Origin of the sequence: Nocardia abscessus NBRC 100374, from assembly GCF_000308455.1 — a bacterium.
Classification (GTDB): domain Bacteria; phylum Actinomycetota; class Actinomycetes; order Mycobacteriales; family Mycobacteriaceae; genus Nocardia; species Nocardia abscessus.
On record NZ_BAFP01000037.1, the window covers coordinates 1 to 21,048 of the forward strand.

Below are 21,048 nucleotides of genomic sequence, written 5' to 3' on the forward strand. Positions count from 1 at the left end.
CACGAAAGGCCCTCGACATCAGTCGAGGGCCTTTCGTCGTTCGATCGGTAGAATCGTGGTTCGCAGCAAATTCGCAGCGAAATGTGAGAGTACGTAGCGCGCGGAGACCGAGGATGGTTGGCGGTGTGGCGCCGCCCGCGCGAACAACGGAGGTATGCATGATCGTCGCGACGACGCCGGCTCGGTCGGCGGCGCTCGACCCCGGCACACCGGCGCGATCGCGATGGTGGCCGCCGAGGCTGCCCGCCACGGCTGTGTACCTGTCGGGCCTGATCGCTGTCTCGGTGGTCTTCTCGGTACTGAGCGACTCCGCGCAGACGAGGATGGTTCTGCACGCGAGCACGAACCTGCACAACCTGCTGAGCGGTCGCGTCGGGACGCTGCTGGCCAGCGCGTTCGTGATCGGCGACGTCGTGGGGGCCTGGGTCATCATCCCCTTGCTCGCCTGTCTGCTCGCCCTCGCGGAACTGCGCTTCGGCGCGCTGCATGCGGTGCACGTCTTCCTAGCCGGTCACATCGGCGCCACGGTGCTCGTCGCGGCGGGCCTGTGGATCGGTGTGGAAGCCGGGTGGGTGCCCGCGAGCATCCGCTGGGCCGAGGACGTCGGCGTGAGCTACGGCGCCATGGCGCTCATCGGTGCGCTCGTGGCCGCGGTGCCGTATCGGTGGCGGATCGCCTGGGCCACGATGTGGTTCATCGTCGCGGTCGAGGGCGTGCTGATCGGGCAGACCTTCACCCACGTGGGACACCTGGTGGCGTTCACGATCGGGGCGGCGGTCGGATTCTTCATGGCTCGGGCCAAGACCGTCACCCGGCGGCTCACCCGGGTGGAGAACGCCTTGCTCGGTGTGAGCGCGATCCTCGCGGCGATCCTGCTCATGGGCTGACGGCAGCCGCCGAAGGGCGCTCGCCTACAGTGCTTGGGTGCGCCTAGTGATTGCTCGCTGTCAGGTCGACTACGTAGGGCGACTCACCGCCCATCTTCCGATGGCCCGCAGACTACTGCTGATGAAAGCGGACGGCTCGGTGCTGGTGCACTCCGACGGCGGCTCGTACAAGCCGCTGAACTGGATGAGCCCGCCCTGCCGGCTGGAGGAACGCAACGGCGACGCGCAGCTCCCGGACGGAGCGAAGGCGCTCTGGGTCGTCACCAACAAGGCAGGCGAAGAACTCCGCATCACCATCGAGGACATCGAGCACGATTCCTCCCACGAGCTCGGCGTCGACCCGGGCTTGGTGAAGGACGGGGTGGAGGCCCACCTCCAAGAGCTGCTCGCCGAGCACGTGCACACGCTCGGCGCCGGTTACACGCTCATCCGCCGTGAGTACATGACCGCGATCGGGCCGGTGGACCTGCTGTGCCGGGACGCCGACGGCGGCACGGTGGCGGTCGAGATCAAACGGCGCGGTGAGATCGACGGCGTCGAACAACTGACCCGCTACCTCGAGTTGCTCAACCGCGATCCGCTGCTGGCTCCGGTCGCGGGCGTCTTCGCCGCCCAGCAGATCAAGCCGCAGGCGCGCACGCTCGCCGAGGACCGCGGCATCCGCTGTCTCACACTCGATTACGACGCCCTGCGCGGCACGGAGAGCAACGAATTCCGCCTCTTCTGAACTCGGGGGCCGTGCGGGGCTCGCGCGCGCGAGTAATACGCTTGTCGCATGCCCCGCCGGAAGCCGCGTTCGGATCGCCATGCTGATCGCTCGTGGGCGGGTGGCGCACTAGGGGACGTCTTCGGACGGACCGAGTCAGGTCCGGACGGGGACGAGACGTATGTGGTGCGGGCCATCCCCGGCGCGCGTGCGATCAAGATCTACCGCTGCCCCGGCTGCGACCACGAGATCCCGCCCGGCGTCGCTCATATCGTCGCGTGGCCGGCATACGGCGGAGAAGACGACCGTAGGCACTGGCATTACGGCTGCTGGAACGGGCGCCGGACTCGCCGGATCACTCGTCGGTGGTCCTGACACATCGAGCCGCGTGGTGATGACGATCCCCGGTCCCTGACCGAGTGGGGCCGTATCGGCATTCGTCGAACTCGGTTACGGCCGTAGATCTGCTGAGTGCGGAATTAGGGAAGGCCGCCCTGGTGAGGGGCGGCCTTCGGTGAATTCGGTTGAGATTGCTGCTGTCGCCGTTCGGCCCGACGTCAGTTGCTGATGTCGGCGCTCTCGCGCTCGTCCGAGTCGATGTCGTCGTCCTCGGTGGCAACCTCGGGGATCGCCTTCTGGCGCGAACCGGTGACCGACTTGGTGTTGCCGCCGATCGACTTGCGCTGGTCCGGAACACCGTCCAGCAGTTCGCTCTCCCGGTTGACCGCGGCGAGCATCGCGGGCACCGAGTCGAGCTGACCGCGGATACCGAGCAGCTGGGCGAGCACACGGCCGCGCAGCACGCGCATCTCCTCGGCCAGTTCCTTCGCGTGCGCGATCTTGCGCTCGGAGGTCTGGGTGGCGGAGGTGATGAGGCGGTTGGCCTCGTCGGTCGCGTCCTTGATCCGCTGGGCGGCCTCGGCGCGGCTGGTGGCCTCCAGCTCCTCCATGGCGCGGGTGAGCTTGGTGCGACGCTCGGCCATGGTGGCCTCGAAGTCCTGCTGGGTGGCCTTGCGCTTCGCGTCGGCTTCCTTGGCGATGCGGTCGGCCTCGGCTTGGGCGGCCTCGATGATCTTGGCGGACTCGGTGCGTGCGTTCGCGAGGGTCTGCTCGAACTCGATCTCGAGCGCCTCGCGCTTCTCCTTGGTCTCCGCGAGCAGCGACTCGTACTTGCCACGCATCTCGGTGGCCTGCTGCTCGGCGATCGACACCATCTCCGCTGCCTCGGCCTGGGCCAGGGCACGGACCTCGGACGCCTCGTCGGAGGCGAGACGGAGCATGCGGGAGATGCGGTCGGACATGCCTTCCGCGGTGGTCGGCGGCACCGAGAGTCGGTCGACCTCCTTGCGGAGTTCGTCGATCTCGTCGCGCGCGTCTTCCAGCTGGCTCGCGAGGTTACGTGCTTGTGCCGCAGCGGCATCGCGGTCGGTGGCGGTGACTCTCAGTTCCGCGTCGAAGCGGTCGAAGTAATTACGCACCTCGTCTTGCGCATAACCCTTGCGCACAACGGTGAAGGGCAGTGCAACGAAGCGATTGCGATCGGACTCGGGTGACGACATGGCACACAAACTACAGCCTGAAGACAGCCGATGGTGACTCGACTGCGAATGTCATTCCAACGAGTTTTCCCGACTTGACGTCGATACTAGTGCGTAACATGAGCGCTCGGTTCGACCAACTCGATCAGCACACCTCCAGCATCCTTCGGGTGGATGAAATTGATGCGGGAATCCGCCGTTCCATGCCGCGGAGCCTCGTACAGCAAACGCAGACCTTTGGCGCGCAGGTACGCGGAGACGGCCTCGATGTCGGTCACCCGGTAGGCCAGTTGCTGCAAGCCGGGCCCGCTGCGGTCGATGAACTTCGCGATGGTCGACTCCGCGTTGAGCGGGGCCAGCAACTGCAGGGCGGTGGCGCGATCCGGTGCCCCGGGCAGCGACAGCATCGCCTCGTGCACGCCCTGGGCCTCGTTGACCTCTCGATGGGTCTCCACCATGCCGAGGTTCTCGGCGTACCAGGCCACCGCGGTGTCCAGATCCGGCACCGCGATGCCGACGTGGTCGACCGCGGTCACGTAGTCCGCGGGGATGAACGATGACTGTTCGGTAACGTTGCTCACCATTCGAAAGTAGCGCGACCTGGCACCGGTCGCGCGGGACACACCCGCTACCGTTGAGTAGAACACCTGCTCTCGCGCCACCTCGCGGGTGGGCGCGGGCAGGTCCGATCTACGAATGCGAGGCTCGTCGTGACCACTTCCGTGATCGTCTCCGGTGCGCGTACCCCGGTCGGCAGGCTGCTCGGGGGTCTGAAGGACTTCAGCGGTTCCGATCTCGGCGGGTTCGCCATCAAGGCGGCGCTGGAGAAGGGCGGTGTCGCGCCCGACCAGGTCGACTACGTGATCATGGGCCAGGTGCTCACCGCGGGCGCGGGGCAGATCCCGGCCCGGCAGGCGGCGGTGGCGGCGGGCATCCCGATGGACGTGCCCGCGCTGACGCTGAACAAGGTCTGCCTGTCCGGCATCAACGCGATCGCCCTCGCCGACCAGCTGATCCGGGCGGGGGAGTACGAGATCGTGGTCGCGGGCGGGCAGGAGTCGATGAGCCGGGCGCCGCACCTGCTCGAGAAGAGCAGGGAAGGTTTCAAGTACGGCGATGTGACCCTGCGCGACCACATGGCCTACGACGGCCTGCACGACATCTTCACCGACCAGGCGATGGGTGCGCTCACCGAGGCGCGCAACGAGACCGACCGGATCAGCCGGGAGGACCAGGACGCGTTCGCGGCGGCTTCGCACCAGCGTGCGGCGGCGGCGTGGAAGAACGGCGTCTTCGACGACGAGGTGGTTCCGGTCGCGGTGCCGCAGCGCAAGGGCGATCCGGTGCTGGTGACCACGGACGAGGGCATTCGCGCCGACACCACGGTGGAGTCGCTGGGCAAGCTGCGCCCGGCCTTCCGCAAGGACGGCACGATCACCGCGGGCACCGCGTCGCAGATCTCCGACGGCGCCGCCGCGGTCGTCGTGATGAGCAAGGAGAAGGCGCAGGCACTCGGGCTGAGCTGGATCGCCGAGATCGGCGCCGCGGGCGTGGTCGCGGGCCCCGACTCGACGCTGCAGGACCAGCCCGCCGCCGCGATCGCCAAAGCCTGCGCGCGCGAGGGCATCTCGCCCGCCGACCTGGACCTGGTGGAGATCAACGAGGCGTTCGCCGCGGTCGGCATCGCGTCCACCCGCAAGCTGGGCATCGACCCGGAGAAGGTGAACGTCAACGGTGGCGCCATCGCCATCGGTCACCCGCTGGGCATGTCCGGCGCCCGCATCCTGCTGCACCTGGTGCTCGAGCTGAAGCGCCGCGGCGGCGGCGTCGGCGCGGCCGCCCTCTGCGGTGGCGGCGGCCAGGGCGACGCCCTCATCGTCCGCGTCTGACCTGTGCGGGGCGACACCCCGCGCCGCATCGTCAACCGATGGCCGCTCCGATATGGGCGGCCATCGGTCGTCCCGCCGGACGGCACGCGGGGACACGGCAAAGCGTGCGCCCGGTGCGACAAGCTGACCGGAGTGTCACGAGGAGCGGTCGCCGCACCAACTACGAACATCGATCCCCAGGCCACCACCCACGTCGGCCCTGCCGCCGCTTTCGGGGGAAGCGAGCCCTAGCTGTGCCCTTCGCGACCGGCTTGCGCTGGAGTGATCGCTGTGTTGGTGGCGAAGTTGTCACCAGTGGTTACCTCCCGCCCGCGGTGAACCCGCCCCCGCGTGTCACCGCCGCCCTTATGGCCACGTCGGCCCGACTGAAGGTTTCGGGTGGAGCGAGACCGAGTGTGTGCCCTTCGCGACCGGCTTGCGGCGGAGTGATCGCTGTGTGGGTGGTGAAGTCCTCACCAGTGGTTGCCTCCCGCCCACGGTGAACTCCCGCCCATAGTGAACCCCTGCTCCGCGTGTTACTGCCGCCCTGCGTGGCCGTGTCGGCCCGACCGGAAATTTTCGGGTGGAGCGAGATCGAGTGTGTGCCGTCCGCGGCCCGCACCTCGAAGGACTGCTGTGTCGATGGCGAAGTTGTCACCAGTGGTTGTCTCCCGCCCGCAGTGAACTTGCGCTCCGCATGTCACTGCCGCCCTGTATGGCCACGTCCGGCCCGGCTGCAGATTTCGAGTGGAGCCAGCCATTTCCGCACCTCAGAGGAGTGCTGTGTCGAGGTCGCCAGCAGCGCTCGTTGGGCCACTATGGACGGCGAACCTCGGGTCCGCAGGGTCACCGTTTACGCAACCACCACAGCCCGACCACAGGTTTCGAGCGAAGCGAGACCTAGCATGCGCCGTTCGCGGCCCGGCTCGCGTCCGAGCGGCCGCCGCGTAGGCGACGAAGGAGCAAGCGGCGGTCGCTCGGACGCGAGCCACAAGGGGGCCGCGAACACGCAGCGCCGCAGGCGCTGCAAATCCAACACAGCAAATAAGACACAGCTCACTACGACAGTGCGTAGTGCATCCGGCACAATGGGGCGCATGGGCAATGTCTTCGACCTGAGTACGGTGGCCAAGCGGTTTCGTTTCATCGCGGTGCTCGAGGCGATCTCCTGGTTTCTGCTGATCATCGGCATGGTGTTCAAGCGGATTCCCGAGCCGGTGCTGTGGCCGGTCAAGGTGTTCGGCATGACGCACGGCATCGTGTTCGTGCTGTTCGTGATCAGCGCGATCGTGGCGGCGCGCGAGCTGGGCTGGAACCTCAAGACCACCGCTCTGGCGCTGCTGTCCAGCATCCCGCCGTTCTGCACGGTGCTGTTCGAGGTCTGGGCAGTGCGCACGGGTCAGCTGGGTGAGCTGAGTGTCGCCGGTTCGGCCGAGTCCGGGGCGCCCGCATCCGCCACGTCGTGACAAACTGGAAGTCGTGAATCGACCAGCCGCACGCCGTCCTTCGCCCGCTGTCGCCGCCGCCATGTCCGGCGCGGTCGATCTGTCCAGCCTGAAGCAGCCCGCGGGGGGCGCGGGCGCAGCTGCCGGCGGCGACCACGCGGTGTCCGAGGCCGATTTCGAGACCAGGGTTCTGCGTCGTTCGATGCAGGTGCCCGTGGTGGTCGTGCTGTATTCGCAGCGCAGCCCGGGCAGCGTCGAACTGGTCCGGACGCTGGAGCGTCTGGTGGCCGCCGATGCGGGCACCTGGGACTTGGCCACCGTCGAAGCCGAGGCCAACATGCGCATCGCGCAGGCGCTGCGGGTGCAGGGCATTCCGACGGTGATCGCGATCGCGGCCGGGCAGCCGCTGGCCGATTTCGAGGGCGCGCAGCCGGAGCCGCAGGTGCGGCAGTGGCTGGACGCGGTGGTCGACGCGGTGGCGGGCAAGCTGGAAGGCGGCGGGCAGCCGCAGGAGCCTGCCGAGGACCCGCGTTTCGCGGCGGCCGAGGCGGCGCTGGAGCAGGGCGACCTGGCCGGCGCCGAGGCCGCCTACCAAGCGATTATCGACGCCGAGCCCGCGAACGAGGAGGCCAAGGGCGCGCTGCGCCAGCTGCGGTTCCTGGCTCGGGCGCAGGAGCTGCCGGAGTCGGCCATCGCCGACGCCGACGCCGACCCGTCGAATGTCGAGGCCGCGATCCGAGCCGCCGATCTCGAACTGTTCCAGCAGCGGCCCGAAGCGGCTTTCGACCGGCTGATCGCCGTCGTCAAGCGGACCTCCGGCGACGACCGCACCACGGCGCGTACTCGGCTGCTCGAGTTGTTCGAGCTGTTCGACCAGGCCGAGCCGTTCGTCGTGGCCGCACGCCGCAAGCTGGCCTCCGCGCTGTACTGAGTTCGCCGCGCGGGGCGGTCGTGAACCGGATCGCCGCGCTTCGCCTCCGGGTGCACGGTTGTTCCTGGCGGCGGGGTGCGCGGCGAGCTGGTCTCGGCCGTGAGCGGCGTGCCCTCGCACCTTGCTCGATCACTGAAACGAGTGAATCTGCCGTTCGATGTCCATACGGTTCCCGGTATGTCGGGTCGCGCTGTCGAACGATTCGTTGCTTCTGACGCGGAGCGCCTGGGGCACGTACTCCGGGTTCGCGCACGTAGAGCCGGTTCGGCGCGCAGCCGTGCATGTGCTCGACTGGCGCGGGCGTACGTTCGGTGCTGTGCGGGGTCGAAGCGGCCTGGCCTGTGAGCCGTTAGGCGGGGCGGAGCCAGACCGCACTGTGCGGCGCGAGCGTCACCGCGGCCGAGGCCGGTCGGTCGTGCCACGGCTCGTCGGTCGCCGTCACCTCGCCCAGGTTGCCGAGGCCGGAACCGCCGTAGTCCGCGGCGTCGGTGTTGAAAATTTCCAGCCAGCGGCCCGCGTGTGGCAGGCCGACCCGGTATCCGTCGTGTGTCGACCCGGAGAAGTTGTAGACGCAGGCCACCACGGAGCCGTCGGAACCGTGGCGCAGGAATGCCAGCACGTTGTTCGTGTGGTCGTTCGCCTCGATCCAGGCATAGCCGCCCGGGGTGGTGTCCTGGCTCCACAGGGCGGGGTGGGCGCGGTAGACCGCGTTCAGGTCCCGCACCAGCGCGCTGATGCCCTGGTGCAGTGGATTGTCCAGTTCCTGCCAGTCCAGGCCGCGATCGTGCGACCACTCCCGGAACTGGCCGAAATCCTGGCCCATGAACAGCAGCTGTTTACCCGGGTGGGCCCACATGTAGGCCAGCAGCGCCCGCACGCCCGCGGCTCTGGCGAAATCGTCGCCCGGCATCCTGGTCCACAGGGTGCCTTTGCCGTGCACGACTTCGTCATGGCTGATCGGCAGCACGTAGTTCTCGCTCCAGGCGTAGACCAGCGAGAAGGTGACCTCGTTGTGGTGCCAGGAGCGGTGCACCGGGTCGCGGCCGAGGAACCCGAGGGTGTCGTGCATCCAGCCCATGTTCCATTTCATGGTGAAGCCGAGACCGCCGACGTCGGTGCCACGAGTGACGCCGGGCCAGGTGGTGGACTCCTCGGCGATCGTCACGACGCCGGGATGGTGGCGGTGCAGGGTCTCGTTGAGATCCTGCAGGAAGTCGACGGCCTCCAGATTCTCCCGGCCGCCGTGCACGTTGGGCTCCCACTCGCCGTCGGCGCGGGAGTAGTCGAGATAGAGCATGGAGGCGACCGCGTCGACGCGCAGGCCGTCGATGTGGAATTCCTCGATCCAGTACCGGGCGTTGGCGACGAGAAAGTTGCGCACCTCGTGCCTGCCGAAGTCGAACACGTAGGTGCCCCAGTCGAGTTGCTCGCCCCGGCGCGGGTCGGCGTGCTCGTAGAGCGGGGTGCCGTCGAAGCGGGCCAGCGCCCACTCGTCGCGCGGGAAATGCGCCGGGACCCAGTCCAGCAGGACGCCGATGCCCGCCGCGTGCATGCGGTCGACGAACGCTCGGAAATCGTCCGGGGAACCGAATCGCGCCGTCGGCGCGTAGTAGGAGGTGACCTGGTAACCCCACGATCCGCCGAACGGATGCTCGGCGATGGGGAGCAACTCGATGTGGGTGTATCCGGCGGCCCGCACGTACTCGGCGAGCTGCTCGGCCAGCTCGCGGTAGCCCAGGCCGGGCCGCCACGAACCGAGATGCACCTCGTAGACGCTCATCGGAGCACGGGTCGGGTCGGTGGCCGCGCGGCGCTCGAGCCACGCGCGGTCGTCCCAGACGTGATGGCTTTCGGTGACCACCGAGGCCGTCGCCGGTGGGTGTTCGGTGGCGAAAGCCAGCGGGTCGGCGTGGTCGACGGTCCGTCCGTCGGCACCGTGCACGCGGTACTTGTATTTGGCGCCGGGCCCGACGCCGGGAACGAAGACCTCCCAGATCCCGGACGAGCCCAGCACACGCATGGGCGCGGTGTGGCCGCTCCAGCCGTCGAAATCGCCGATCACGGTGACGCCGCGCGCGTTGGGCGCCCACACCGCGAACGACGTGCCCGACACGTCGCCGTCGAGGGTGGTGTAGCGGCGCGGGTGCGCGCCGAGCACGTCCCAGAGGCGCTCATGGCGGCCTTCGCCGATGAGGTGCAGGTCGAGGGGGCCCAGCGTGGGCAGGAAGCGGTAGCCGTCGGCTCCGACGATCGTCTGGCCGCCGGGGTAGGTGGTCACGACGCGATAGTCCATGATCTCCGGGTACGGCAGCACCGCCGCGAATACGCCGTGGCCCACGGACTTCAGCGCATGGTCGACGCCGCCGACGCGCACCGACACGGTTTCCGCGTGCGGGCGCAGCACCCGGACGGCGGTGCCGTCGGGATGGGGATGCGCGCCGAGCACGGTGTGCGGGTCGGCATGGGTGCCTGCCGCGAGGAGCAGGAGGTCGCGCCGTTTCATCGCAGTGTCCTGCGGTAGGCCAGCTCGGTGCGCGCCTGTTGCGACACCGGAGGCAGGGTGATGATGTGCGCGGCGGCACGCGCGGGGTCCAACCGCACGAAGTTGGTCTGCGCCCAGTGGTATTCCTCGCCGCTGACCTCGTCGTACACCACCGGATGGTCGTGCCACTCGCGGCCGATCGCGGGCAGGTCGAGTGAGAGCATGCCCCACTCGGCCCCGTATGGGTTGAGGTTCACCACGACCAGCACCGCGTCGCCACTGGCAGGATCGATCTTGGAGTAGGCGAGCAGCGCGTCGTTGTCCACGTGGTGGAAATGCAGGCAGCGCAGTTGTTGCAAGGCAGGGTGCGCCCGGCGGATCTCGTTGAGTCTGGTCAACCAGGGCTCCAGCGATTCGCCGCGCGCGAGCGCCTCGGCGAACGGGCGCGGCCGCAGCTCGTACTTCTCCGAGTCGAGGTACTCCTCGCTGTCCGGACGCACCGCCTGATGCTCGAACAGTTCGAAACCGGAGTAGACCCCCCAGGTCGGGGCGAGGGTGGAGGCCAGGACGGCGCGAATGGCGAACATGCCCGGCCCGCCGTGCTGGAGGCTCTCGTGCAGGATGTCCGGGGTGTTCACGAAGAGGTTCGGACGGGCCTCGTCGGCCTTGGCGGCGAGTTCGTTGCCGAACTCGGTCAGCTCCCACTTGGCCACTCGCCAGGTGAAATAGGTGTAGGACTGGCTGAATCCGCGCCGGGCCAGCCCGTAGAGCCGGGCCGGCCGGGTGAACGCCTCGGACAGGAAGATGACGTCCGGGTCGGTGCGCCGCACGTTCGCGATCAGCCACTCCCAGAAGTCGGCGGGCTTGGTGTGCGGGTTGTCGACGCGGAAGATCGTGACGCCCATCGCTATCCAGTGCCGGACCACGCGCAGCACTTCGGCGTAGAGGCCGTCGGGATCGTTGTCGAAGTTGACGGGATAGATGTCCTGGTACTTCTTCGGTGGATTCTCCGCGTAGGCGATGGTGCCGTCGGGCAGGGTGGTGAACCATTCGGGGTGCGCCTGCACCCACGGATGATCCGGCGCGCATTGCAGGGCGAGGTCGAGCGCCACCTCGAGGCCGAGCCGCCGCGCCGCGGTGACGAATTCGGTGAAATCGGCTTCGGTGCCCAATTCCGGGTGCAGGGCATCGTGGCCCCCGTGTCTCGAGCCGATCGCCCATGGCGAGCCGACGTCGCCCGGCTCGGCGGTGAGCGCGTTGTTGCGGCCCTTGCGGTTGACCTCGCCGATCGGGTGGATGGGTGGCAGGTACACCACGTCGAAGCCCATGGCGGCGATGCGCGGAAGTTCTTCGGTGGCCGTGGCGAAGGTGCCGTGGACCGGCTTGCCGGTGGCGTCGCGTCCGCCCGTGGATCGGGGGAAGAACTCGTACCAGGAGCCGTACAGCGCGCGGTGCCGTTCGACCAGGACGGTGTGCTGCGGCCCGCGCGTGACCAGGTCGCGCAGCGGCGTGGCGCGCAGGATCTCGGCGACATCCTCGGTGAACGCGGGGGCCACCCGTGCGGGTAGTTGGTCGCCGCCGCGCAGGGCGGCCGCGACCGCGCGCAAGCGCTCGAACTGTCGCTTCGGGACGGCCTGGGCCGCGCGTTCGAACAGGCGGGCGCCCAATTCCAGGTCGTTGGCCAGATCGGCGGCGCTCTGCCCGACGGCCAGCTTCGCCTCGATCGCCGATCGCCAGGTCGCGATCGGATCGCTCCAGCCTTCGATGCGGTAGGTCCACGCGCCCGGCGCGTTCGGGGTGAAGGTCGCGTTGAAGACGTCGGGCTCGTAGTCCGGCGTCATGCGGATGCGGATCGGTCGCGACGCCCCGGGCGCGCGGACGACCAGTGTGGCGGCGACCGCGTCGTGCCCCTCGCGCCACACCACGGTGCGCACGGGGAAAACCTCGCCGACCACCGCTTTGGCGGGCCGGCCGCCGGGGATGGACGGGGCAGTGTCATCGATAGCGATGCGGCCGGTCACGGGACCAACCTACCGGTAGCTGGGCGTGCGGATCGGATCAGCGAGCTTTTCGTTCGCCGCCGAGGCTCGCCGCCCTGACCGCTGAGCTGGGTGTTCGGGTCAGCGTGCGTCGGCGGCGAGTCCGAGGCCGAGGGCGACCAGGATCGCGCCGAGCGCGCGTTCGACCCGCTGCCGGATGCCGGTGCGGCGCAGCAAGGCGCCCGCACGGTCGGCGACCACGACCACGCCGACGCACCAGGCGGTGTCGACCACCAACTGGATGAGCGCCAGGATCACCACGGTCGCCAGTACCGGACCGTCGGACGGCAGGAATTGGGGAAGGATCGTCAACCCGAATACCGCCGCCTTCGGGTTGGCCGCGATCGAGAGCAGCGAGGCGCGGAAGGCGGCCGCGGGCGTGCGACCCGCGGGGAGCATCTTCGTCATCGCACTGCCGAACTCGTCGCCGCCGCGCGCCCCTCGCCATGCCTGCACGCCGAGCCAGATCAGGACCAGCGCGCCGATGACGTGCACGGCGGTGTTCATAGCTCGGTTCGCGACGAGCAGCACGGACAGCCCCGCCCCGCCCGCCAGCGTCCAACCGAGCACGCCGATTTCGTTCCCGGCCACCGCTGCCAGACCCGCGGTGCGCCCGTCACGCACAGCGCGCTGCAAGAACAGGGCGGTCGCCGGCCCCGGCAGTGCGGCGAGGAGCAGGCAGGCCAGCAGGAATTGCGGAAGAACCTCGACCCAGTGCGGCATCAGCCGATGCTGTCACCCCGGCCCCTGCTCAGGCCAGACATTTCCGTCACCCCGTTCGGTGACGATCGCAGGTCACGGGCCGGGAGACCGCGAGGGACCCGGGCGGCCACGGGCTGGAGAGCTGTGCGCGCGTGGCCACCTGGGTGCTCACCCTGCCACTGGCGAAGCGCAGCGAGCGCTACGGCATGACCACGCACGCCATGCCGAGGTTGATTCCGTCGCCCACCGTCATCGCCGGCGAGGTCCACACCGGCCCGGCGCCTTGCACAGCGGAAATGGTGTGCTGCCCGGCAGCGTCAGGGATCCAGGTGGTGGTGGCCTGGTTGCCGCTCACCGGTGCGGGATTCGGGGAGAAGGTACCCGCGGCGCTGTCGGAGAACTGGACGGATTCGGCGGAGGGAATGTTGTCCACCGTGGCCGTCACCCGGTATTGGCAGTTGGTTCCGTAGTTCCCGAAGCCGAGACTGATGCCTTGGGCCGAGTTCGCCGTCGCCGTCGTGACGGCGGCCCCGGCGGCGGGTGCGGCGAGAACGAGTGCAGCCGCGACGGCTCCGAAGCCCGTGATGGCCGCTCCAGCGCGCGACCAGCGCAAATCGCGGGCGCGATTTGGGTGTGCAGTCATCCACATCTCGATCACTCCCGTACTGATTCGGTTGGTGCGGCCGGTTGGTCCGCACAGCTTGTGGGTTTGCCCCGCGTTCCGGAGTTCACAAGCGAGCGCGGGTCTCGATCGGGTAGCGGGACCGACGGCGCCGGGTGCGTCACGTGGCCGTTCCGTGACGGTAGAAAGCGTTACGCAAGATCGGGCGCGCGGCCCACCTCGGCGCGCTCGATCACGAAACCCGCTGGTCGGAAGGTTGTTCCGGGCGTGGTCAGACAGGACGAGCGCCGCGGGTGCCGTGTAGCTTCTACCCAATGAAGGCATTGCGTCGATTCACCGTCCGTGCCCATCTGCCCGAGCGTTTGGCGGCTCTGGGTGAGCTCGCCACGAATCTGCGGTGGTCGTGGCACCCGCCGACGCAGGACCTGTTCGCCGCCCTGGATCCGCGGCGGTGGCAGGAGATGGGGCACGATCCGGTCCGGATGCTCGGCGAGGTACCCGCGGCGCGGCTGGACGAGCTGGCCGCCGACCCCGGCTATGTCGCTCGTGTCGACGCGGCGGCGGCGGATCTGCGCGATTACCTGGAGGCGCCGGGCTGGTTCCAGCGCAGGGCGGGGGAGGAGGGGGTGCGCGGCATCGCCTACTTCTCGATGGAGTTCGGCGTCACCGAGGTACTGCCGAACTACTCGGGCGGTCTGGGCATCCTGGCCGGTGACCACCTCAAGGCGGCCTCCGACCTGGGTCTACCCCTGATCGGTGTGGGCTTGCTGTACCGCTCGGGGTACTTCCGGCAGTCCCTGACGGCGGACGGCTGGCAGGCCGAGCACTATCCGGCGCTGGACCCGCAGGGCCTTCCGCTGCGGGCGCTCACCTCCGCCGGGTCGCCGGTGCTCATCCACGTGGCCATGCCCGACCGCAGGGTGCTGCGCGCGCGGGTGTGGATCGCGCAGGTCGGCCGGGTTCCACTGTTGCTGCTCGACTCGGACATCGCCGAGAACGATCCTGAGCTGCGCGCGGTCACCGACCGGCTCTACGGCGGCGACCAGGAGCATCGCATCCGCCAGGAGATCCTGGCGGGCATCGGCGGAGTGCGCGCGGTGCGGGCGTACACCGCGTCGGCCGGACTGCCCGATCCCGACGTGTTCCACATGAACGAAGGTCACGCGGGTTTCCTCGGCGTCGAGCGCATCCGCGAATTCGTCGCGGCCGGACGGGATTTCGATTCCGCGCTGGCCGCCGTGCGGGCGGGCACGGTGTTCACCACGCATACGCCGGTCCCGGCCGGCATCGATCGGTTCCCGATGCCGATGGTGCGCCGCTACTTCGGCGGCGCGCACGGCGAATCCGAATCGGCGCTGCTGCCCGGCCTTTCCGTGGACCGCATCGTGGCGCTCGGCCGGGAAGCCGATCCCTCCGTTTTCAATATGGCGCACATGGGTCTGCGGCTCGCGCAGCGCGCCAACGGCGTCTCGAAGCTGCACGGTGAGGTGAGCCGGTCCATGTTCGCCTCGCTGTGGCCGGGCTTCGACCCGGCGGAGGTGCCGATCGGTTCGGTCACCAACGGTGTGCACGCCACCACCTGGGCCGCGCGGGAATGGGTGGACAAGGCGCGCGAGCACATCGGCGCGGAACTGGTCGAGGAGGGGCGCGGCTGGGAACGGTTGCGCGACATCGATCTCACCGAGTTGTGGTCCACCCGTAATACCCTGCGCGGCATCCTCGTCGACGAGGTGCGTCGCAGGGTGCGCGCGTCCTGGCTGGAGCGTGGCGCCGCGGAGGCCGAACTCGGCTGGGTGAACGGTGTCTTCGACCCGAACGTGCTGACCGTCGGGTTCGCGCGCCGGGTGCCGACCTACAAGCGCCTCACCCTGATGCTGCGCGACCCGCAGCGGCTGCGCGCCCTGCTGCTGGACCCGCGGCGGCCGATGCAGCTGGTGGTGGCGGGCAAGAGCCACCCCGCCGACGACGGCGGCAAGGCGCTGATCCAGCAGGTGGTCCGCTTCGCCGACGATCCCGAGGTGCGGCACCGGATCGTCTTCCTGCCCGACTACGACATGTCGATGGCTCGCTACCTGTACTGGGGCTGCGATGTCTGGCTGAACAACCCGCTGCGCCCGCTGGAAGCGTGCGGCACCTCCGGCATGAAATCCGCGCTGAACGGCGGGCTCAACCTGTCCATCCGGGACGGCTGGTGGGACGAGATGTACGACGGCGAGAACGGATGGGTCATTCCGACCGCGGCGGGCGTCCGTGACGAGCACCGCCGCGACGACCTGGAGGCGGCCGCGCTCTACGACGTGTTCGAGCGTGCGGTGGCGCCGCGCTTCTACGAGCGCGACGCCGCCGGGATGCCGGTGCGCTGGGTCGAGATGGTCCGCCACACTCTGCAGACCTTGGGGCCCAAGGTCCTGGCTTCCCGGATGGTCCGCGACTACGCGGTGGAGTACTACGCTCCCGCCGCCGCGGCGTATCAGCGGGCGACGGCCGACGATTTCGCGGTCGCGGGTGCCATCGCCGAGTACCGCCACCGGGTGGAGGCGGCGTGGCCCTCGGTGAAGGTGATCCAGGTGGACAGCGCGGGCCTGCCCGATACCCCGGTGATCGGCGCGCGGCTGGCACTGGCCGCGCGGGTCGAGCTCGGCGGATTGAGCGTGTCGGACGTCGTGGTGCAGGCGGTGCTCGGCCGGGTGTCGGCGACCGACGACCTCTCCGACACCACGACGGTCCCGATGACGCACAGCGGGTCGGACGGCGGCGCCGAGCTGTTCACCGTGGACACCCCGGTCCCGCTCTCCGGAGCGGTCGGCTACACCGTGCGCGTGCTGCCGCACAACGACTTGCTGGCCTCCGACGCCGAGCTGGGCCTGGTCTCCGCCCCGAGCGCCTGAGGCCGGTGGCGCTGGTCACGGTGCGGCCGCCGCGAGTTGCCCCTGGCAGTGAACCGTCGGCTACCGTGCCCTGGCACGCCCGAATCGTTCTCGACTGGAGTCACCCATGGTCACCGACGTTCTGCACCGGACCCGAGGACGCCTCGACGGGTACTTCGGGGTCCGGTCGACCGGCTCTACCGTCAAGCGCGAACTCATGGCGGGAACGGTCACGTTCCTCGCCATGTCGTACGTCCTCGCGGTCAACCCCGCGGTGCTCGGTGATCAGGGAGCGCTGGGCGACAAGGGCATCCCCATGCAGGCGGTGTTCACCGCCACGGCCGTCGCGGCGGTGGTCGGCACACTGGTCATGGGACTGTGGGCCCGGTATCCGATCGCGCTCGCGCCGGGTATGGGGCTCAACGCGTTCTTCGCGTACACGGTGGTGCTCGGTATGGGGATTCCGTGGCAGGTCGCGTTGTCGGGCACGTTGCTGTCCGGCGTCATCTTCTTCGTCCTCGCCGTGACGAGGATCCGCGAACGCATTCTCGATGCCATCCCGATGCAGTTGAAGCTCGCTGTCGGCGCGGGCATCGGATTGTTCGTGGCGTTCCTCGGCCTGAAGAACGCCGGGATCGTGGTGAACAGCGACGCGACGCTGGTCGCGCTGGGTGACTTCACGGAGGGCACCACGTTGCTCGCGCTGTTCGGGCTGCTGGTGACCGTGGTGTTCCTCGTGCGGGGCTGGCACGGCGCGGTGCTCTACGGCATCGTGCTGACCACGATCGTCGGCATCGTCAGCGGTTTGGTCGACCTGCCCAAGGGCGTGTTCGCCGCGCCGAAGGGGCTCGAGCAGACCTTCGGCCAGGCCATCGTCCATCTGCCCGACGCGTTCACCGGCCAGATGGCCGTGGTGGTGCTCACCATGCTGTTCGTCGACTTCTTCGACGCCTCGGGCACCCTGATCGGCGTCGCGAACCAAGCCGGCCTGCTGGACGAGGACGGCAAACTGCCGCGCGCCGCGAGCGCGCTGGCGGCGGATTCGGTGGGCACCATGGCGGGCGCCGTGATCGGTACCTCGACCACGACCGCCTACGTGGAATCGACGGCGGGCGTCTCGGCGGGCGGCCGGACCGGGCTGACCGCGGTCGGCACGGCGGGTTGGTTCCTCGTCGCGATGTTCTGCTATCCGATCTTCGCGGTGGTCGCGGGCTCCGCCGAGGTGACCGCGCCCGCGCTCATCGTGGTCGGCATCCTGATGGCCCGCGCGCTCGGCCAGATCGACTGGAACCTCTTGGAGTACTCGGTGCCCGCGTTCATCACCGTCGTGATGATGCCGCTGACGTACTCCATCGCCAACGGCCTGGCCATGGGCATGCTGCTGTACCCGGTGGTCATGGCGGCGAAAGGCCGGTTCAGGGAAGTGCATCCGGCGATGTGGGCCCTGATGCTGGTGTTCCTCGGCTACTTCTTCTTCCTCGCGGAGTAACTTTCCGCTCGCTTACGCGCTGAACCATCCTTCCCGTCGGACCGTGGAATAAGACCGAGGGGTTGGGCAGTTGGGCCTCTTGATGAGAGAATCGGACCGTAGTCCGCTTCTTTGCGGAGGTAACGATCATGTCCGAGAACGACTTGCAGGGATGAGGACCAGCATGACCATCAAATCCGTACTGGAACGACGCGGCACGAACACCGAGTTGGACGGAATCTCCACCGACATCGGCCTGCTGATCGTGCGAGTCGTCTTCGGCGGCTTGCTCGCGGGGCACGGGGCGCAGAAACTCTTCGGCTGGTGGGGCGGGCCCGGACTGCAGGCCAACGCCGACGGCTTCGAGCAGATGGGTTACAACCCGGGCAAGGTGTTCGGGACGCTGGCGGGGCTGACCGAACTCGGCGGCGGGCTGCTCCTGCTGCTCGGCCTGCTCACGCCACTGGCCGGAGCGATCGTGCTGGGCACGATGATCAACGCGATCAACGTCACGTGGTCCATGGGCCTGTTCGGCGGTTACGAAATCGGCCTGATGTTCGCGGTGGTCGGCGCGGCGCTGCCCTTCACCGGGCCCGGCAAGTTCTCGTTGGATTCCGGGCGCCCGTGGGAGCGCAACGGATTCGTGTGGGGTGTGGGTGCGCTGATCCTCGCGGTGGTGACGGGCGTGCTCACGTTGATCCTGAAGTGGGTGCTCTGATCCTGCGGCACAGCCGGATTCGCGGCGCGGTGACCTCGGTCGCCGCGCCGCGGTCGTTTGTGTCCTTCGTCATGTCACACCTCGGACTGCTGGATCGTCGTCGTGATGTTGCAGCACTTGTCGACCGAGCGAGGAGAAACGATGGGCGTCGAAATCAGCAATCCCGGTGAACTGCACGATCCGACCGGGTTCGGCTACAGCCACGTGGCAGTGGCGCGCGGTGAGTTGGTGTTCATCGCGGGGCAGTACGACTCGGACGCCGAGGGGCGCACCACCAGCACGGAATTCGCGGTTCAGGTGGACAACGCGTTCGCCAACCTCGGAATCGCCCTGCGCTCGGCGGGAGTGGACTTCGCCGACGTGGCGCAATTGCGGACGCACATCGTCGACCACGATCTGGACAAGCTCACCGTGCTCGGCAAGAAGATCGCGGCGATCTGGGGTGCGCGGCCGCCCGCGCAGACGCTGACCGGCGTGGCCGCGCTCGCGCTGCCGGGCATGCTGTTCGAGGTCGACGCGGTGGCCGTGCGCGGCTGAGATACCCGGGGCCGGGGCAGGGGCCGGGGCCAGGTGATGGCCCCGCGCCGCGTGCAGGGCTTGGCGCGGGGGCCGGCCGATACCTTCGGTGTCGGGGGTACACCGAAGTACCGATCAACAATCTACTTCCGTCTGGAAGTAGATGCCGGGAGGTGTGTTCGGTATCACACCGTGGCGGCGGCCGCGAGCCTGCGCAGCGCCTTCACCACGACCTCCGGGTCGGCCGTCTCCCAGTACGGCGGCAGCGACGCGCGCAGGTATCCGCCGTAGCGGGCGGTGGCGAGGCGGGAATCGAGGATGGCGACCACGCCCCGATCATCGACGCTGCGCAGCAGGCGGCCGGTGCCCTGGGCGAGCAGCAGCGCGGCGTGACTGGCGGCCACGGTCATGAACCCGTTTCCGCCCCGCATCTCCACGGCGCGTTGCCGGGCCGCCAGCAGTGGATCGTCCGGGCGGGGGAACGGTATGCGGTCGAGGATCACCAGGCTCAGCGACGGCCCCGGCACGTCGACGCCCTGCCACAGCGACAGCGTGCCGAACAGGGAAGTCTCCGGGTCGTCGGCGAATTTCCGGACCAGCGCGCCCGTCGAGTCGTCACCCTGGCACAGCACCGGGGTCGGCAACCGGTCGCGCAGTGCGTCGGTCGCGGCGCGGGCCGCGCGCATCGAGGAGAACAAGCCGAGGGTGCGCCCGCCCGCCGCCGTGACGAGTCGCTCGATCTCGTCCAGGTAGGCCGGCGCCAACCCGTCGCGGCCCGGCGCGGGCAGGTGCTTGGCGACGTAGAGGATGCCGGACTTGGCGTGGTCGAACGGCGAGCCGACGTCGAGCGAGCTCCAGCGCACGGTGTCGGCGTCCGAGGGCGCCTGCGCGCCGTTCGCGGTGGCCGGATCGGTGCGACTGCCCGACTGGGCCGGCAGGCCCCAGGTGAGCGCGAGCCCGTCGAACGAGCCGCCGATCTGCAAGGTGGCCGAGGTCAGCACGACGGTGGCGGTGCCGAAGAGCCTGCTGCGCAACAGCCCGCCCACCGACAGCGGCGCCATCCGCAGCGAGCGGCGCACGACGCCGCGGATCTCGTCGGCGGTCAGCCAGATGACGTCGCGCCGGGCGGCCGGGTCGGGCTCGTCGAACGCCGTCAGCGCGCGGACCGCGCTGTCGTGCACCTCGTCGATCGCGGCCAGCGCCATGTTGCGGGCGGCGGAGGTCTCCGGATCGCCCTGTGGGGTGCCGCTGCCCTGCGGCGCGAGCGCGGTGCGCGCGTTCCAGGCGGCGTCGCGGATCAGGGCCAGCACCGGGGCGACGCCGTCGGGCAGGGTGTCCCAGCGGGCGGCGGGCAGCTCGTCCAGCATGGTGTGCCATGCCTCCGCGGCGCCCTCCAGGCGATCGACCTCCTGCTCATCGATGAGCTTGGCGCAGCGGCGGGCGGCCGCGCTGATCGCGGCGGAGGCCAGTTCGGCGGTGGCCACCCCGGTGACCCGGTCGACCAGCTCGTGCGCCTCGTCGATGACCACCACGTCGTGTTCGGGCAGCACTTGGATGCCGCTGATCGCGTCGATGGCGAGCAGCGCGTGGTTGGTCACCACCACATCGGCCTGCGCCGATTCGGTCCGCGCGCGCTCGGCGAAGCAGTCCTGGCCGAACGAGCAGCGCGACTTGCCCAGGCACTCCCGCGAGGACACGCTGACCTGCCGCCAGGCGCGGTCGCTCACGCCGGGGGCGAGTTCGTCGCGGTCGCCGGTCTCGGTGTCGGAGGTCCATTCGTTGAGCCGTTGCACTTCGCGCCCGAGGCGGGAGATCGCGAACGCGTCGAACAGCTCCGCCTCGGCCGGCTCGTCGGGCACCGCGCTGTTGATCTTGTTCAAGCACAGATAGTTGTTGCGGCCCTTGAGGATCGCGAACTTCGGCGTGCGCCCCAGCGGGGCGCTCAACGCGTCGGCCAGCCGGGGCAGATCGCGGTCGACCAGCTGACGCTGCAGCGCGATCGTCGCCGTGGAGACCACCACCGTGCGGCCGGTGCGCACGGCGTGGCGCAGGCTCGGCACCAGATACGCCAGCGACTTGCCGGTGCCCGTCCCGGCCTGCACCGCGAGATGCTCCTTGGTGTCGATCGCGTGATCCACCGCCGCGGCCATCGTCACCTGCCCGGCGCGCTCCTTGCCGCCGAGCGCCTGCACGGCGGTGGCCAAAAGGTCGGAAACGGGCGGCAGTTCGGGCACGCGAGCAGCCTACTCGGCGCCTCCG

Annotated in this window: 17 protein-coding genes; 10 read left to right on the forward strand and 7 right to left on the reverse strand. The window is 69.2% G+C overall.

Features of this window, described 5'->3' with window-relative positions:
* Positions 1–158 precede the first annotated feature (158 nt).
* The 3 genes from ON19_RS06400 to ON19_RS43605 are packed head-to-tail and all read left to right on the forward strand — an operon-like array spanning position 159 to position 1,968.
* A complete protein-coding gene (locus tag ON19_RS06400) occupies positions 159–887 on the forward strand; it encodes a rhomboid-like protein (protein ID WP_051168610.1) in 729 nt (242 codons plus the stop codon).
* Positions 888–924: 37 nt separating this feature from the next.
* Positions 925–1,614: an endonuclease NucS gene (nucS, locus tag ON19_RS06405; protein ID WP_043688251.1), complete on the forward strand. Its 690-nt coding sequence runs from the start codon at positions 925–927 to the stop codon at positions 1,612–1,614.
* Positions 1,615–1,662: 48 nt separating this feature from the next.
* The gene (locus ON19_RS43605) at positions 1,663–1,968 is read left to right on the forward strand and encodes an Rv1322 family protein (protein ID WP_083899175.1); all 306 of its coding nucleotides are present in this window, start codon (positions 1,663–1,665) and stop codon (positions 1,966–1,968) included.
* Positions 1,969–2,150: 182 nt separating this feature from the next.
* Here the strand turns inward: ON19_RS43605 and ON19_RS06410 are convergent, their stop codons facing one another.
* Positions 2,151–3,152, reverse strand: a complete 1,002-nt coding sequence (locus ON19_RS06410) for a coiled-coil domain-containing protein (RefSeq protein ID WP_043688253.1) — start codon at positions 3,150–3,152, stop codon at positions 2,151–2,153.
* An 86-nt stretch (positions 3,153–3,238) separates the two neighbouring features.
* Positions 3,239–3,712, reverse strand: coding sequence for a methylmalonyl-CoA epimerase (gene mce, locus ON19_RS06415; RefSeq protein WP_255218370.1), 474 nt, complete (start codon positions 3,710–3,712; stop codon positions 3,239–3,241).
* A gap of 129 nt (positions 3,713–3,841) precedes the next feature.
* Here mce and ON19_RS06420 point away from each other — a divergent pair, with 129 nt between their 5' ends.
* The 3 genes from ON19_RS06420 to ON19_RS06435 all read left to right on the forward strand — a co-directional run bounded on the left by ON19_RS06420 (position 3,842) and on the right by ON19_RS06435 (position 7,375).
* Positions 3,842–5,020 (forward strand): acetyl-CoA C-acetyltransferase, encoded by a 1,179-nt coding sequence (locus tag ON19_RS06420; protein WP_043688255.1) that lies wholly within the window; start codon positions 3,842–3,844, stop codon positions 5,018–5,020.
* Between the two features lie 1,076 nt (positions 5,021–6,096).
* A complete protein-coding gene (locus ON19_RS06430; RefSeq protein ID WP_372478629.1) occupies positions 6,097–6,465 on the forward strand; it encodes a DUF3817 domain-containing protein in 369 nt (122 codons plus the stop codon).
* Between the two features lie 61 nt (positions 6,466–6,526).
* Entirely contained in the window at positions 6,527–7,375 is an 849-nt protein-coding gene (locus tag ON19_RS06435; protein ID WP_043688259.1) for a tetratricopeptide repeat protein, read from the forward strand.
* Positions 7,376–7,724: 349 nt separating this feature from the next.
* Here ON19_RS06435 and glgB read toward each other — a convergent pair whose 3' ends face one another.
* From glgB to ON19_RS06455, 4 genes are all read right to left on the reverse strand, one after another.
* Positions 7,725–9,878, reverse strand: a complete 2,154-nt coding sequence (gene glgB / locus ON19_RS06440; RefSeq protein WP_043688260.1) for a 1,4-alpha-glucan branching protein GlgB — start codon at positions 9,876–9,878, stop codon at positions 7,725–7,727.
* Positions 9,875–11,878 carry an alpha-1,4-glucan--maltose-1-phosphate maltosyltransferase gene (locus tag ON19_RS06445; RefSeq protein WP_043688262.1) on the reverse strand — a complete coding sequence of 668 codons (2,004 nt, stop codon included), beginning with the start codon at positions 11,876–11,878 and terminating at the stop codon, positions 9,875–9,877. The genes glgB and ON19_RS06445 overlap by 4 nt, the downstream gene beginning before the upstream one ends.
* 99 nt (positions 11,879–11,977) lie before the next feature.
* Complete coding sequence (locus ON19_RS06450) at positions 11,978–12,619, reverse strand: LysE family translocator (protein WP_043688264.1); 642 nt, start codon at positions 12,617–12,619, stop codon at positions 11,978–11,980.
* Between the two features lie 178 nt (positions 12,620–12,797).
* Positions 12,798–13,241: a hypothetical protein gene (locus tag ON19_RS06455; protein ID WP_157229606.1), complete on the reverse strand. Its 444-nt coding sequence runs from the start codon at positions 13,239–13,241 to the stop codon at positions 12,798–12,800.
* A gap of 293 nt (positions 13,242–13,534) precedes the next feature.
* Here ON19_RS06455 and glgP point away from each other — a divergent pair, with 293 nt between their 5' ends.
* The 4 genes from glgP to ON19_RS06475 all read left to right on the forward strand — a co-directional run bounded on the left by glgP (position 13,535) and on the right by ON19_RS06475 (position 18,810).
* Positions 13,535–16,108 (forward strand): alpha-glucan family phosphorylase, encoded by a 2,574-nt coding sequence (gene glgP, locus ON19_RS06460; protein WP_043688266.1) that lies wholly within the window; start codon positions 13,535–13,537, stop codon positions 16,106–16,108.
* A gap of 106 nt (positions 16,109–16,214) precedes the next feature.
* Positions 16,215–17,576, forward strand: coding sequence for an NCS2 family permease (locus tag ON19_RS06465; RefSeq protein ID WP_043688268.1), 1,362 nt, complete (start codon positions 16,215–16,217; stop codon positions 17,574–17,576).
* A gap of 163 nt (positions 17,577–17,739) precedes the next feature.
* The gene (locus tag ON19_RS06470; RefSeq protein ID WP_043688270.1) at positions 17,740–18,273 is read left to right on the forward strand and encodes a DoxX family protein; all 534 of its coding nucleotides are present in this window, start codon (positions 17,740–17,742) and stop codon (positions 18,271–18,273) included.
* 141 nt (positions 18,274–18,414) lie between these two features.
* Positions 18,415–18,810, forward strand: coding sequence for a RidA family protein (locus ON19_RS06475; protein ID WP_043688271.1), 396 nt, complete (start codon positions 18,415–18,417; stop codon positions 18,808–18,810).
* 164 nt (positions 18,811–18,974) lie between these two features.
* Here ON19_RS06475 and ON19_RS06480 read toward each other — a convergent pair whose 3' ends face one another.
* Positions 18,975–21,023, reverse strand: coding sequence for an ATP-dependent DNA helicase (locus ON19_RS06480; protein WP_043688272.1), 2,049 nt, complete (start codon positions 21,021–21,023; stop codon positions 18,975–18,977).
* Between the last annotated feature and the right edge of the window lie 25 nt (positions 21,024–21,048).

Coding starts and splice junctions, on each gene's coding strand:
- ON19_RS06455 (WP_157229606.1), bottom strand. CDS start 13,241: ATGACTGCACACCCAAATCGCGCCCGCGATTTGCGCTGGTCGCGCGCT.
- ON19_RS06410 (WP_043688253.1), bottom strand. CDS start 3,152: ATGTCGTCACCCGAGTCCGATCGCAATCGCTTCGTTGCACTGCCCTTC.
- glgB (WP_043688260.1), bottom strand. CDS start 9,878: ATGAAACGGCGCGACCTCCTGCTCCTCGCGGCAGGCACCCATGCCGAC.
- glgP (WP_043688266.1), top strand. CDS start 13,535: ATGAAGGCATTGCGTCGATTCACCGTCCGTGCCCATCTGCCCGAGCGT.
- ON19_RS06450 (WP_043688264.1), bottom strand. CDS start 12,619: ATGCCGCACTGGGTCGAGGTTCTTCCGCAATTCCTGCTGGCCTGCCTG.
- ON19_RS06435 (WP_043688259.1), top strand. CDS start 6,527: ATGTCCGGCGCGGTCGATCTGTCCAGCCTGAAGCAGCCCGCGGGGGGC.
- ON19_RS06465 (WP_043688268.1), top strand. CDS start 16,215: ATGGTCACCGACGTTCTGCACCGGACCCGAGGACGCCTCGACGGGTAC.
- ON19_RS06430 (WP_372478629.1), top strand. CDS start 6,097: ATGGGCAATGTCTTCGACCTGAGTACGGTGGCCAAGCGGTTTCGTTTC.
- ON19_RS06470 (WP_043688270.1), top strand. CDS start 17,740: ATGACCATCAAATCCGTACTGGAACGACGCGGCACGAACACCGAGTTG.
- ON19_RS06475 (WP_043688271.1), top strand. CDS start 18,415: ATGGGCGTCGAAATCAGCAATCCCGGTGAACTGCACGATCCGACCGGG.
- ON19_RS43605 (WP_083899175.1), top strand. CDS start 1,663: ATGCCCCGCCGGAAGCCGCGTTCGGATCGCCATGCTGATCGCTCGTGG.
- ON19_RS06400 (WP_051168610.1), top strand. CDS start 159: ATGATCGTCGCGACGACGCCGGCTCGGTCGGCGGCGCTCGACCCCGGC.